General features: G+C 67.7%; 12 protein-coding genes. 4 read left to right on the top strand and 8 right to left on the bottom strand.

Annotated features, from left to right (window positions below):
* Positions 1-9: 9 nt before the first annotated feature.
* From ACI766_RS19145 to speB, 5 genes are all read right to left on the bottom strand, one after another.
* On the bottom strand, positions 10-1,611 hold the full coding sequence (locus ACI766_RS19145) for a 5-guanidino-2-oxopentanoate decarboxylase (RefSeq protein WP_034022285.1): 1,602 nt from the start codon (positions 1,609-1,611) through the stop codon (positions 10-12).
* 75 nt (positions 1,612-1,686) lie between these two features.
* Complete coding sequence (locus ACI766_RS19140; RefSeq protein WP_003100479.1) at positions 1,687-3,078, bottom strand: sodium:solute symporter; 1,392 nt, start codon at positions 3,076-3,078, stop codon at positions 1,687-1,689.
* A gap of 93 nt (positions 3,079-3,171) precedes the next feature.
* Positions 3,172-4,683: a purine-cytosine permease family protein gene (locus ACI766_RS19135; protein ID WP_003112429.1), complete on the bottom strand. Its 1,512-nt coding sequence runs from the start codon at positions 4,681-4,683 to the stop codon at positions 3,172-3,174.
* Between the two features lie 18 nt (positions 4,684-4,701).
* On the bottom strand, positions 4,702-5,121 hold the full coding sequence (locus ACI766_RS19130; RefSeq protein WP_003112430.1) for a YybH family protein: 420 nt from the start codon (positions 5,119-5,121) through the stop codon (positions 4,702-4,704).
* A 14-nt stretch (positions 5,122-5,135) separates the two neighbouring features.
* Positions 5,136-6,095 carry an agmatinase gene (speB, locus tag ACI766_RS19125; RefSeq protein ID WP_003082966.1) on the bottom strand — a complete coding sequence of 320 codons (960 nt, stop codon included), beginning with the start codon at positions 6,093-6,095 and terminating at the stop codon, positions 5,136-5,138.
* A 206-nt stretch (positions 6,096-6,301) separates the two neighbouring features.
* Between speB and ACI766_RS19120 the strand changes: the two genes are divergently transcribed.
* Positions 6,302-7,195 carry a LysR family transcriptional regulator gene (locus ACI766_RS19120; protein ID WP_003082969.1) on the top strand — a complete coding sequence of 298 codons (894 nt, stop codon included), beginning with the start codon at positions 6,302-6,304 and terminating at the stop codon, positions 7,193-7,195.
* 3 nt (positions 7,196-7,198) lie between these two features.
* Here ACI766_RS19120 and bdlA read toward each other — a convergent pair whose 3' ends face one another.
* Complete coding sequence (bdlA, locus tag ACI766_RS19115; RefSeq protein ID WP_003082971.1) at positions 7,199-8,452, bottom strand: biofilm dispersion protein BdlA; 1,254 nt, start codon at positions 8,450-8,452, stop codon at positions 7,199-7,201.
* Positions 8,453-8,747: 295 nt separating this feature from the next.
* Between bdlA and ACI766_RS19110 the strand changes: the two genes are divergently transcribed.
* On the top strand, positions 8,748-9,359 hold the full coding sequence (locus tag ACI766_RS19110) for a tRNA-uridine aminocarboxypropyltransferase (RefSeq protein ID WP_003082973.1): 612 nt from the start codon (positions 8,748-8,750) through the stop codon (positions 9,357-9,359).
* Here the strand turns inward: ACI766_RS19110 and ACI766_RS19105 are convergent.
* A complete protein-coding gene (locus ACI766_RS19105) occupies positions 9,317-9,652 on the bottom strand; it encodes a hypothetical protein (protein WP_003112431.1) in 336 nt (111 codons plus the stop codon). The two genes, ACI766_RS19110 and ACI766_RS19105, sit on opposite strands and share 43 nt — an antisense overlap.
* Before the next feature lie 196 nt (positions 9,653-9,848).
* On the opposite strand from ACI766_RS19105, the gene ACI766_RS19100 reads away from it, so the two are divergent.
* Positions 9,849-11,465, top strand: a complete 1,617-nt coding sequence (locus ACI766_RS19100) for an ATP-binding cassette domain-containing protein (RefSeq protein WP_079387763.1) — start codon at positions 9,849-9,851, stop codon at positions 11,463-11,465.
* Here ACI766_RS19100 and ACI766_RS19095 read toward each other — a convergent pair.
* Complete coding sequence (locus ACI766_RS19095; protein ID WP_010793983.1) at positions 11,431-13,020, bottom strand: hypothetical protein; 1,590 nt, start codon at positions 13,018-13,020, stop codon at positions 11,431-11,433. The genes ACI766_RS19100 and ACI766_RS19095 overlap by 35 nt on opposite strands.
* Positions 13,021-13,279: 259 nt before the next feature.
* On the opposite strand from ACI766_RS19095, the gene ACI766_RS19090 reads away from it, so the two are divergent.
* Positions 13,280-13,711, top strand: a complete 432-nt coding sequence (locus ACI766_RS19090; RefSeq protein WP_003082981.1) for an acetyltransferase — start codon at positions 13,280-13,282, stop codon at positions 13,709-13,711.
* The last annotated feature ends 2 nt before the right edge of the window (positions 13,712-13,713 follow it).

Here is a 13,713-nt window from a genome sequence, read left to right as displayed (position 1 = left end):
GGCTCCGGGTCAGGGATGGAAGGGCGCGGCTTGCAGCACCTCGACGATCAGCGGACGGTCCGCCGGGGCGCCGCGCAGCAGTTCGCGCAGGTGCTCGAGATCGCGCGCGCGTTCGGCGGCGCAGCCGAAGCCGCGGGCGATGGCGAGGAAGTCCGGGGTGTAGATATCGACCCCGAGCGGAGTGATCTCGCGCCGCTCCATGTAGCGCTTGATCTCGCCATAGCCGTGGTTGTTCCACAGCAGCACGACGATGCCGACCTTGGCTTCCACCGCGCTGGCCAGTTCCGGCAGGGTGAACTGCAGGCCGCCATCGCCCATCAGGCTGACCACCGGGCGTCCCGGCTCACCGAGCTTGGCGCCGATGGCGGCGGGCAGGCCATAGCCGAGGGTGCCGTAGCCGGTGGAGGCGTTGAACCAGCGGCGCGGCTCGTCGAGATCGACCAGGTGGTTGCCGCTGTAGACGGTCTGGGTCGAATCGCCGACGAAGCGGGCGTCCGGCCACTCGGCCAGGATCGCGGCGAACAGCTGGCGATAGTGCGACCAGCCGGCGAAGTCTTCGGCCAGGCGCTGGCGCACGGCGGCGGCGCGCCGGGCCCCGGGGCTGTCCGGCGAGGCCTCGCCGCCCGGCAGTTCGGCCAGCAGCACGCGCATGGCCAGCCGGGCGTCGCTGTGGATGGCCAAGCTCGGCGTGTAGTTGCGCATCAGTTGCTGCGGGTCGATGTCGATGCGGATCAACTCGCCATCGAGGGCGAAGCCGCCGTCGAACACCACGTCGTAGTCGGTTTCGCCCAGCTCGGTGCCGATGGCCAGCACCACGTCGGCCTCGGCGGCCAGCTCGCGTACCGGCACGCAGGACTGGTTGCTGCCCAGCAGCAGCGGGTGGTCGGCCGGTAGCAGGCCCTTGGCGTTGATCGTCAGGGCGGTCGGCGCGTCCAGCGCGGCGGCCAGGGCACGCGCTTCGGCGGCGGCGTCGACGCAGCCGCCGCCGAGCAGCAGCAGTGGCTTCTTCGCGTTGCGCAGGCGCGCCGCGGCCTCGCGCAAGGGCGCGAGGGCCGGCGCCGGGCGGCTGGCGACGGTGCGTGGGCGCAGGGCCAGGTGTTCGGCGGGAGCGGTGATGACGTCGAGCGGCAGCTCGATGTGCACCGGCCGCGGCCGCTCGCTGTCGAACACGGCGAAGGCGCGGGCGAGCACCGCCGGCAGCTCCTCGGCGCTCATCAGGGTATGGCTGAAGGCGCAGACGTTGCCTACCAGGTTGCGCTGGTTCGGCAGCTCGTGCAGGTAGCCGTTGCCGTGGGCCAGGCGCGCGCGTTCGTTGACGCTGGAGATCACCAGCATCGGAATCGAGTCGGCGTAGGCCTGGGCCATGGCGGTGAGGATGTTGGTCATCCCCGGGCCGGTGATGATGAAGCACACGCCGGGCTTGCCGGTGACCCGTGCGTAGCCGTCCGCCATGAAGCCGGCGCCCTGCTCGTGGCGCGGGGTGACATGGCGGATACGGCTGCCGGGCAGGCCGCGATAGAGCTCTACGGTATGCACGCCGGGGATGCCGAAGACGGTCTCGACGCCCCAGGCTTCGAGTTGCTTGACGAGGAATTCGCCGCAGGTGGTCATGGCCGTTCCTTTTTCATGTTCTCGGGAATGGAAAAGGCGAGGGAAAGTCCCTCGCCTGTCGGGGTTGTGCCTGGTTCAGGCGGCGCTGGCGACACCCGTCGGGCGCCGCGAGAACAGGCTGACCAGGACGAAGCTGAGCAGGCCGACCGCCAGGCTGTAGTAGATCGGCGTATTGGCGTCGAGGCCGTCCTTGATCATGAACACCAGCACGGTAAGGAAGCCCAGGGTCATGCTGGTGATGGCGCCGGCGGTGGTGGCGCGCTTCCAGTAGATCGCGCCGATCAGCGGGATCAGCATGCCACCTACCAGCAGGTTGTAGGCCACGGTCAGGGCGCTGATCACGTCGCTGACCACCAGGGCGATGCCGAGCACTACCAGGCCCAGCAGCAGGGTGGCGATGCGGTTCTCGTGCACGTCGCCGTTGTCGGACTGGCCGCGGCCGCGGCGCAGGCGCGGCAGCAGGTCCTGGGTGACGGTGGTGGACGCCGCCAGCAGGCCGGCGCTGGCGGTGGACATCAGCGCCGCCAGGGCGGCGGCGATGACCAGGCCGCGGATGCCGTTCGGCAGGCTGTGCTCGACCACGCTGGCGAAGGCGTTGTTGACGTTCTCCAGGTCCGGCAGCAGGACCTTGGCGGCCATCCCGATCAGCGCCCCGGCCATGCCGTAGAGCACGCAGTAGATACCGGCGGCGGAGCCGGCGACCTTGGCCACGGTCTCGCTGCGGGCGGTGAACACCCGCTGCCAGATGTCCTGGCCGATGAAGATGCCGAAGAAGTAGATCAGGAAGTAGGTGACGATGGTGTCCCAGCCGATCGCGGTGAAGTCGAAGTAGCTGGCCGGCAGCTTGGCTACCAGGGCGTCCCAGCCGCCGGCGTCGTTGATCGACAGCGGCATCAGCAGGAACACCAGGCCGACGGTCATGATCAGGAACTGCACGATGTCGGTCAGGGTCAGCGACCACATGCCGCCGATGGTGGAGTAGAGCACCACGACGCCGCCGCCGATCAGGATCGAGACCCAGAACGGCAGGCCGAACAGGACCTGCATGACGGTGCCGATGGCGATGGTCGAGGTGGCGCCGATCATCAGTGCGTAGACCAGCATGATCAGGGCGCTGGCGTGGCGCGCGGCGGGGTTGTAGCGACGCTCCAGGACCTGGGTGACGGTGTAGATCTTCAGCTTCAGCAGCGGCTTGGCCAGGAACAGGCTGAGGCCGACGATGCCGAGGCCGATCGCGCCGCACAGCCAGAAGCCGGAGATGCCATGGACGTAGCCCAGGCGCACCGTGCCGATGGTGGAGGCGCCGCCGAGGACGGTGGCGGCCATGGTTCCCAGGTAGAAGCCGGGGCCGAGGTTGCGGCCGGCCACCAGGTAGTCGTCGCGGGTCTTGGCGCGGCGCATGCCGTACCAGCCCAGCGCGATCATGCCCGCGGCGTAGATCAGAACGACGAATATGTCGAGGGCCATATCAGGTCTCCCAAGTTTCTCATTGTCATTGTTGTATCCGGCGAGGCGCCGGAAGCGCGGGACGCTGGCGTCCCGCCGTGTGTGTCCCCCACCTCAGGCGGTGGCTATCGCCGGTGCCCTCCGCGTGCCGTGCGCGCGCACCCAGCGCGGTCCTCGCGGGCCATAGACGCAAGGCGGTTCCGGGAACAGGCGCAGCAGTGCCAGGTAGAGCAGGGCGGCCAGGCCGAGGGCGACCGGCAGGCTGAGGTCGATGCCGCCGGCCAGTTCGCCGAGCGGACCGACGAATTGCCCCGGCAGGTTGACGAAGGCCAGGCCGGCTGCCGCGCTGGGAATCCAGGCACCCATTCCGCGCCAGTTCCAGCCGTGCTCGAACCAGTAGGCGCCGCCGCGCTGGCCGCGGGTGAACACCTGCAGGTCGTCCGGGCGGTAGAAGCCGCGACGGGTCAGCAGGCCGATCAGCATGATCACCATCCACGGGGTGGTGCAGGTGACGATCAGCACGGCGAAGGTAGAGACGCTCTGCACCAGGTTGAAGGCGAAGCGGCCGACGAAGATGAAGCCGATCGAGGCGACCCCGATCAGCACCGTGGCCTGCACCCGCGAGAGCAGGCGCGGGAACACGCTGGACATGTCCAGCCCGGTGCCGTACAGCGAAGTGGTGCCGGTGGACATGCCGCCGATCACCGCGATCAGGCATACCGGCAGGAAGAACCAGCCGGGAGCGATGGCCAGCAGGCCGCCGACGTAGTTGTTGGCAGCGATGTAGTCCGGCGCGCGGACGGCGACGATGGTCGCGGTGGCGAGGCCGAACAGGAAGGGAACCAGGGTCGCCAGCTGCGCGCCGATCACCGCCAGCATGATCCGTGCCTGCGAGGTCTGGCGCGGGATGTAGCGGGCCCAGTCGCCCAGGAAGGCGCCGAAGGAGATCGGGTTGCTCATGGCCAGCAGGGTGGCGCCGATGAAGGCGGCCCAGAAGCCCGGCTGGCCGAGTTGCACGCTGCCGGCGTAGGCGGCGTCGAAGGGGCCGGCGAAGGCGAACAGGCCGAGCAGGAACAGCAGGCTGGCGGCCCACACGGCGATCCTGTTGACCAGCAGCATGAAGCGGAAGCCGTAGATGCATACGGTCAGCACCAGCACGGCGAACAGGCCGTAGGCCAGGCCCAGGTTCAGTTCGCTCTCTTCCAGGCCGACCAGGCGCCGGGCGCCGCCGACCAGGGCATCGCCGGAACTCCACACCGAGAGCGAGAAGAAGGCGATGGCGGTCAGCAGCGAGAGGAAGGAGCCGACGATGCGCCCGTGCACGCCGAAGTGCGCGCCGGAGGAGACCGCGTTGTTGGTGCCGTTGAGCGGGCCGAACAGGCCCATCGGGGCGAGGATCAGCGCGCCCAGCGTGACGCCCAGCAGGATCGCCCACAGCCCGGCCTGGAAGGACAGCCCGAAGAGCACCGGAAAGCTGCCGAGCACGGCGGTGGCGAAGGTATTGGCGCCGCCGAAGATCATGCGGAACAGATCGACCGGCGTGGCGTTGCGTTCGTGGTCGGGAATCTGTTCGACCCCGAAGGTTTCGATGCGTGTGATTGCGTGTTGGTTATTGTTGTTATCCATGACGTTCTCCCGGGAGAGCTAGCTAGTCGATGGCAGGTACTCCGGCATCGCCGACAAGTGCTCATGGCAGGCCAGCCAACGGCCTTCTTGTTGTTCTAGGCGGAACAGGATGGTTTCCCGTTCCCGGTTCAGGCTTTCCGTTCCCTGGAGGCGCAGCCGGGTGGCGACATCGTGGCTGAAGATCGCCAGGTCGCCTTGCAGGCTGACGCAGGTATTGCTGGATTCGCACGCCAGCACTTCGAAGCCGTCCTCGCGTCGCCAGCGCTCCCACAACTTGCGGTAGGCCGCGCGCGAGCGCAGCGGCTGAGGCCAGTTGTGGAAGATGAAGCTGGCGTCCTCGCTGAAGGCGGCGAAATAGGCCTCGGCATCGTTGCGGGCGAAGGCCGCCACCAGTCGGCGGGCGGCCTCCAGCACCTGTTCGACGCGGTCGTCGGTCATGGTCGCGCTACGGCTCAGCGACGCACCACGCCCGGGAGGACGCAGAGCATTTCATAGAGCAGGTTGGCGCCCAGCAACGAAGTGTTGCCGGTGGTGTCGTAGGGCGGCGAGACTTCGACCAGGTCGCAGCCGATCAGGTCCAGGCCCTGGCAGCCGCGGATGATTTCCATCGCCTGGATGGTGGTCAGGCCGCCGATTTCCGGGGTGCCGGTGCCGGGCGCCCAGGCCGGGTCGATGCCGTCGATGTCGAAGCTCAGGTAGACGGGGCCGCCGCCGACCTTCTCGCGGACCTCGGCCATCAGCGGCTCCAGCGACTTGTGCCAGCACTCCTCGGCCTGCACCACGCGGAAGCCCTGCTTGCGGCTCCAGTTGAAGTCCTCGGCGGTGTAGCCCTGGGCGCGCAGGCCGATCTGCACAACACGGTCGCAATCCAGCAGGTCTTCTTCCACCGCGCGGCGGAAGGTGGTGCCGTGGGCGATCTTCTCGCCGAACATGTGGTCGTTGACGTCGGCGTGGGCGTCGACGTGGACCAGGCCGACCTTGCCGTGCTTCTTCTTGATCGCGCGGAGGATCGGCAGGGTGATGGTGTGGTCGCCGCCGAGGGTCAGCGGGAGGATGCCGTGACCGAGGATGCGGTCGTATTCCTGCTCGATGATGCGCACGGCTTCCAGCAGGTTGAAGGTGTTGATCGCGACGTCGCCGATGTCCGCCACGTTCAGCGAGTCGAAGGGGGCGGCGCCGGTGGCCATGTTGTAGGGACGGATCATCACCGATTCGGCGCGGATCTCGCGGGGGCCGAAGCGGGTACCGGAGCGCAGGGAGGTGCCGATGTCGAGGGGCACGCCGACGAAGGCGGCATCGAGGGCGTCGAGTTCGGCGGGGGACTGGACATGGGGCAGGCGCATCATGGTGGCGATGCCGCCGAAGCGGGGCATTTCATTGCCGCCCAGGGGCTGGTGGAGATTCTTGTCCACGGGGTGGCCTCACGGTCGTTGTGGTTGTTTTAGGGGTCGGATGGATTCTCTTCACAGCCGGTAGCGAGTCAAATCGCTGGCTACAAATAATCAGTTCAGAGATTTCTAAACTAACGGCGAAGCGGCTAGACTTCGCCGCCGAGCCCGGACGGCGGCCTTTGCCTCGGCCTGCTGTCCGAAATCCTCGCCCGCAAACCGGAGTCGCCGTGTCCAACGCCTTGCCCGACCTGCGCCTGTTGCGCATCTTCGCCGCGGTGGTGCGCCACCAGGGCTTCGCCGCCGCCCAGCAGGAGTTGAACCTGTCGACCTCGGCGATCAGCACCTACATGAGCCAACTGGAGAACCAGCTCGGCATCGTGCTCTGCCACCGTGGCCGCGGTGGCTTCAGCCTGACCAGCAAGGGCGAGCTGTTCCACCAGGAAACCTTGCGCATCCTCGGCGAACTGGAAGGCTTCGAACGCTACGCGCTGGCGTTGAAGGGCGAGCTGCGCGGCACCCTGAACCTCGGCGTGCTCGATTCCACGGTGAGCGACCCGGCGCTGCCGCTGGCCGAGGTGATCGGCGCCTTCAGCCGCGAACACCCGGCGGTTCACCTGCACCTGCTGGTGCAGAGCCCCTACGAACTGCAACTGAGCGTGCTGGAGAACCGCCAGGACCTGGCTATCGGCGCCTTTTCCAGTCGCATGAACGGACTGGTCTACCAGCCGCTGTACCGCGAACAGCACTGGCTGTACTGCAGCGACCGGCATCCGCTGTTCGACGGGCGGAGAATTCCCGCCGATCTGATCACCCAGCAACGCATGGTCGGCCGCGGCTACTGGAGCCAGGCCGAGCTGGCCCGGCACGGATTCAAGCACAGCGCGGGAACGGTGGAGAGCATGGAGGCGCAACTGATCCTGATCCTTTCCGGCGGCTACATCGGTTACCTGCCGGAGCACTACGCCCACCCGTGGGTCGAGCAGGGGCGCCTGCGCGCCCTGCTGCCGGCGACCTTCGGCTACCAGGCGCCATTCTCCCTGATCCTCCGTCGCGGCCGCTCGCGCGAGCCGCTGATCCAGGCCTTCCGCGACCAGTTGCGGACGCAGATGAGCCTGGCCTGAGCCCTAGAGATCGGCGTTGAGGGTGCGCGAGAACTGCTGCACCGCTTCTACCACCTTGTGCGTGCTCTCGCGGATGCCAAGGATCGCCGCGCCGGCCTCGTTGGCCAGCTCCACGCCGCGCCGCGCCTGTTCCTGGCTGTGCTGCATGTCGTCGATGACGCTGCGGGTGCCGGTCTGGATGCGACCGATCATGTCGGCGATCTCCTTGGTCGACTTGCTGGTGCGTTCCGCCAGTTGCCGCACCTCGTCGGCCACCACGGCGAAGCCGCGACCCTGGTCGCCGGCGCGGGCGGCCTCAATGGCGGCATTGAGGGCGAGCAGGTTGGTCTGCTCGGCGATCTCGCGGATGGTGTTGACGATCGAGGTGATCTGTTGCGAGTGCTGTGACAGTTCGCCGATGTTCAGCGAGGAAGCATCCAGGGTATTCGCGATCTTGAGCATTTCCTCCACCGCGCTCTGGATGATCAGCGCGCCGTGTTCGGCGACCGTGCGGGTCTCGGTGGACAGGGTATGGGCCTGGTGGGCGTTGTCCGCCTCGGCCTGGTAGCGGCGCATGCGGTCGCTGACATCGCTGGCGAACTTGACCACCTTGTAGAGCTTGCCGTCGGCGTCGTAGACCGGGTTGTAGCTGGCTTCCAGCCAGACCGGCTGGCCGTTGCGGTGGACCCGGCGGAACTGCCCGGTGACGTACTCGCCGCGGTTCAGGCGGCGCCAGAGGTCGGCGTACTGCGGGCCGTCGCGGTAGCCCGGTTCGCAGAACTGACGGTGGTTGGCGCTGGCCAGCTCGGCCCGGCCATAGCCCATGGTGGCGAGGAAGTTGTCGTTGGCCGCGAGGACATTGCCGTCGAGGTCGAACTCGATCATCGCCATCGAGCGGGACAGGGCATCCAGCTTGCTCTGCATCTCGTGTTCCTGGTGGACGATGGCATCTATGTCGCTGGCGTACTTGACCACCTTGAGCAGTCGACCCTGCCCGTCGCGTACGGGATTGTAGGTGGCTTCCAGCCAGAGTGGCCGGCCCTCGCGGGTAATGCGCTTGCAGCGGCCGGAAAAGTGTTCGCCGCGCCGCAGGCGTTCCCAGAAGCGCCGGTAGTCTTCCGATTGCGCGTAGGCGCCGTCGCAAAGCTGGCGATGCGGTTTGCCGAGGATCTCGTCGCGGCGGTAGCCCAGCAGGGTCAGGAAATTCTCATTGGCATCGGTGATATTGCCGTCCGGATCGAACTCCACGCGCGCCATGGAGCGGTCCAGGGCCGCCATGTGCAGGCGCTCGGCGGCGAGTTGCTGTTGCAAGTCGGCGTTCATCTGTCGGTACTTGCGAGTGAACATGAGAAAAATCCTTGGATAGAGAGAGGGGCTCATCCCTGTCTTCGGCGCCGATGGGCGGGAGTTGAGAGGGTGGGACGATTGTATTTTTTCATCGAACGACAAAAATTCGTCGTTATTCTTAATGGGTGAAACAAATTACCGCCATTCGTCGGAAATATGACGTTTTTGCGAGTGAGAGGAAGCCCCTCCGCCTGTGGCACACTGGGCCCCTTCCAGGAGTCGTCCCATGCCACGTATCCGCTGCGAGCGTTGCGCTCGCCCCGCCAGCCATTGCCTCTGCGCGCTGATTCCCTCCTTGCCGTCGCGTACGCGGGTGCTGGTCCTGCAGCACCCCAGCGAGGTCGGGCACGCGTTGAATACCGCAGGATTGGCCGTCCTCGGCTTGTGCAATGCGGAGCTGCGGGTTGGCGAGCGTTTCGCCGAGGAGACCTGGCGGGTACCGGGCTACCGGGCCTGCCTGCTGTTTCCCGGCGAGCAGGCGCGTGCGCTGGCAGAGATGGCCGCCGAGGCCGCCGGCGAGCCCCTCCTGCTGGTGGTGCCGGACGGCACCTGGCGCAAGGCGCGCAAGCTCCTGCACCTGAACCCGGCCCTGGCGGCCCTGCCGCGGGTGAGCCTGGCCGAAGGCATGGCGTCGCGTTATCGCCTGCGCAAGGCGCCGGGAGAGGGCGCGCTGTCGACCATCGAAGCAATCGCTGCGGCGCTCGACGAACTGGAGGCGCCGCGTACCCACGAAGCCTTGCTGAAACCCTTCGATGCCCTGATCGAGGGGCAGATCGCGGCGATGGGCGAGGACACCTATCGGCGCAACCATCTCAGCCAGGAGCGCCGCCGCCGATAGCGGTCGAGCAGTTCCGGGATTGCCGTTTCGCGCCAGAACTCCGGGCTGACCATGCCGCTGGACATGCCGCCGTGGGCGTGGCGCGCGAGGTAGATCAAGGCATCGTATTCCAGCGAATGGCCGCTGAGGCGCTCGAAGGTCTCGCCGAGCAGGTGTTCCAGGGCCGCTGCGGAAGCCGGCCAGGACGCGTCCGCCAGTTGCCCGGCCATTTCCTGCCAGAGGTAGGGGTCGCCACGGCCGCCCCAGCGCGAGGGTTCCTGTTCGAAGAGTTCGGAGATGCGCGGTCTGGCCATGTCGGTCGGTCGTGTCTGTCGGAAACGAAAAGTATGCCCGATTGGCAGGGCCGCATGGGCGGAGTAGACTGCCGCGGTCTTTCCTTCCGTACGAGGTGTTCGTCCGATGCGCAATTGATGCTGCCGTGTCTGCACGGCCGGTTTTCCGTCCCTGGCCCGAGGGCCCGGGGGAATGCATGGCATCAAGGGGGTATCCATGACGAATACGTCGACCCTGACGCTCGATGGCGTCTCTTTCCAGCTGCCGGACGGCAGCCTTCTGTTTTCCGATCTCGACGAAACCTTCGACACCCGGCACACCGGGCTGGTGGGACGCAACGGCGTAGGCAAGTCGCTGCTCGCGCGCCTGCTCGCCGGACACTTGCAGCCGTCCAGCGGCAGCGTCCGGCGCCAGGGGCGCGTGCGCTACCTGGCGCAGCAGCTCGAACCGGCCGACTACCCGACCGTCGCCGATCTGGCCGGCGTCCGCCCATGGCTGGAGGCGCTGGCGCGGATCGAGGCGGGTAGCCTCGACGCCGCCGACTACGAATGCCTGGGCGAGCGCTGGGACATCCGCCAACGCCTGGCCGACGCCCTGGCCGCCGAGGGGCTCGGCCATCTCCGCGCGGACACCCCGAGCGAACGCCTGAGCGGCGGCGAATGCATGCGCGTGGCGCTGCTCGGTGCATTCCTCGACGACGCCGACTTTCTCATCCTCGACGAACCGAGCAACCCTCTCGACGGGCCGGCACGCGCTTTGCTGCGGGCGCGCCTGGCGGCATGGGACGGCGGCCTGCTGCTGGTCAGCCATGACCGCGAACTGCTGGAGGGCATGCAGCGGATCGTCGAGCTGTCGACCCTCGGCCTGCGCAGCTATGGCGGCGGCTATTCCTTCTACGCGCAGAGCCGGGAGGAGGCGCGCGAGGCCGCCGAACGTCGCCTGGACCAGCGTCGTCTGGAGCGCAAGCGGCAGACCCTGGCCATGCGCGAACAGCAGCAGCGCCAGGAGCGGCGCCAGGCCAGCGGCCGGCGCGAAGGCAAGACGGCGAACCAGGCGAAGATCCTGCTCGGTGGGTTCAGGGAACGTAGCGAGGTCAGCGCCGGCAAGCTGCGCAACGCCCACCAGGCGGAGCGCGAGCGTCTCGGCCGCGAGGTGCGCGAGGCTGCCCGGGAGGTCGAGGAGGCGTCGCCGCTGCTGCTCGATTCGCCCGATGCCGAACTGGCGGCACAGCGCCGGATCGTCGAGTTGAAGGGCGCGGTCCTGCCGCATTTGCGCGGGCCGTTGCGCGAAATCGACCTGCTCCTGAGCGGTCCGCGACGGCTGGCACTGGTCGGCCCGAACGGCAGCGGCAAGTCGACCCTGCTGCGGCTGCTGGCCGGGCAACGGGCGCCGCTGGCGGGGACCTGCGCGGTGACGGTGGGCGCCGCCTATCTCGACCAGCGGCTGAGCGTGCTGGACCACGGGCGAGGCGTGCTGGAGCAGTTGCTGGAGGTCAATCGCAGTCGCGGCGAAAGCTGGCTGCGCACGCGCCTGGCGCAACTCGGCTTGCCGGCTGAACGGCTCGCCCAGCCGTGCGCGACGCTGAGCGGCGGCGAACGCCTGAAGGCGGCCCTGGCCCTGGTGCTCTACGCCGACCGGCCGGCGCAGCTGCTACTGCTCGACGAACCGGACAACCACCTCGACCTGGCTGCGCGGCAGGCCCTGGAAAGCATGCTCGGGCAGTACCGTGGGGCCTTGCTGGTGGTGTCCCACGACCCGGTGTTTCTCCGCCACCTGGCGCTGGACGGCGAACTGCGGGCTACTGCCGCGGGTTGGCGCCTGGAGGACCGATGAGCTGGCCATCCGCCGCTACCTGCAGGAGGCTGACTCCGCCGTGGCTGAAACCGATGGCGAGGAGTTTGTCGCTGACTGCCAGGCACAGCGGTATGGCGTCTGCCGTGCGGTAGCGCCAGCGACATTCGCCGCTGGCGAGGTCGCGTACCTCGACCTGACCATCGACCAGCGCCAGTGCGATCCATTGTCCGCCGGGCAACGGCGCGAAGGCGCTGACCTGGGCGGACAGGGTCGCGCCCCAGAGCGTGCCGCGGCTCTCCAGGTCGTAGCAGGTCAGGCGCTGGGTACCGTAGGCGTGATGCGGCGAGTTGTAGACCTTGGCGTTGAGCAGCAGGCGATTGCCCAGCAGGCAGCCGTGCAGGTTGTTGAAGTGCTCCGGGTGGCGCTCCAGGCGTAGCACTTCGCAGGTCTTGAAGGTCTGCGGGTCGAGGCGGAACAGGCCCTTGTCCTGGTGCTGCTCCGGCGGATTGCCGGCCAGGTAGAAGAAGGCTTCGCCACGGTCGATGCGCAGATGGTGGTTGAACAGGTCGTAGTGTCCGAGACGGCGCCTGTGGATGATCCGGCCGGCCGGGTCGAGCACGAGGTCTTCCAGGTCTTTGCCCTCGAGGGCGATCTGGCGGGCGAGAAAACCGCCTTGGGCGGATTGCGCCAGCAGATGGCGGCAGTCGCTCAGGAGCAGCGGTTGTCCCGGTGTCAGCGGCACCTTGAACAGTCGCTGGGCGGCATACCCGAGTTGCAGATTGACCAGCAGGCTGTCGTCCGTGGCGTTATGGAAGACCTGCAGGCACTGGCCCCGTTCGGCCAGTTCGAAGCTGCGCAGGCTGTCGTCGGCCAGATTCCAGAGCTCGAGCCGGGGGTTGGCGCGGGCGATGGCCAGGCGTTGTCCGTCGAGAAAACACAGGTCCCACACCGGTGGACGATGCAGGAACCGCCGATCTTTGCCCAGGGCGAGGTTTTCCAGGATCGGCAGCGCTGCTTCGCGTTGTGTCGAGGCAGGGTAGAGGGCCCAGTCGAAGGGCAGGCGGGTGCCGGGCAAGTCGTCCAGCACCAGTGGGGCGTCGACCGGAAAGGCTAGCGAATGGCGCTGGCGGAACAACGGTCGGTCCTCCAGGTCGTCGCTGGGGGCGACGGTGAAGGTCAGGCGCCGGCCGTCGTCCTCGAAGTCGCAGGCGAGCACTTCGCGGTTGTCGGCGAGCAGCGATTGGGTCTTGCCGCTCGCGTAGTCCCAGGCCAGCAGACCGCCTTCGAAGAAGGCGCCGCCGTCGTAGCGTCCGCCGCCGATCACCAGTACGGGCCGGCTCGGGTGCCAGGCGATGGCGTTGAGCGGAAAGCCCAGGTCCGGCAGGACGGCGATGCATTCGAGGTCGCCGCCGCGGTACAGGCGCAGGCTCTGTTCGTAGACGTCGAGCTGTCGGCCCGGGTGTTGCCCGTGAAAGGCGCTGGCCACCGCAAGGAGCGCGCCGCCGGGAGCCTGGAACACGGCGTAGGGCTCGCCGATGTCGGCGAAGGCGCAAGCGGGCAGCCTGCGGCCGGAAGGAAGCGGGGAGTTGGGCATGGGCGATACCGGGAAAAAGAGTCGGGCGCAGTGTCGTTCATTCGTCGTTTCGGGAAAAGCATGGGAAGAGCGGCTGTTCCGACCGGTCGTTTTCTTCTAGGATGGCGCTCCCTTCCTCCCTCGTCGCCGCCGCTGTGCACCGTCCATGCGTTGATTCGCGCCACGGGCATCCAGGCGACGAACCTCAGCGTGGCGCCCGGCCTGGCGGTCGCGGCTGCCTTTCGTTCTACCTGGAATCTTTCGGATAAAGGAATCCAGCATGCACATTCGCAAGCGCGTCGACGCCGACAACACGGCATTGGTCGACCTGTGGGAACGTTCCGTCCGCGCGACCCACGACTTTCTCAGTGAAGCGGACATCGTCGAGCTTTACCCACAGGTCCGCGACCTGTACCTGCCGGCCGTCGAGGTCTGGGTGCTGGTCGACGACGACGGCGTGGCCCAGGGCTTCATCGGCCTGAACCAGGCGCATGTCGAGATGCTCTTCGTCGAACCCGGGCTGCGCGGCCGGGGTATCGGCCGACGCCTGCTCGATCATGCGCGGGCGACCTGGCCGCGCCTGAGCGTCGATGTCAACGAGCAGAACCCGCAGGCCTGCGGCTTCTATCGACACTATGGGTTCCGCCAGACCGGCCGCTCCGCGACCGACTCGGCGGGGCGGCCGTTCCCGCTGCTGCACATGAGCCTGTAGGA

Origin of the sequence: Pseudomonas sp. DL (assembly GCF_047199225.1) — a bacterium.
Taxonomy (GTDB): Bacteria; Pseudomonadota; Gammaproteobacteria; order Pseudomonadales; family Pseudomonadaceae; genus Pseudomonas; species Pseudomonas aeruginosa.
This window is presented reverse-complemented; position numbering and strand designations above follow the sequence as displayed.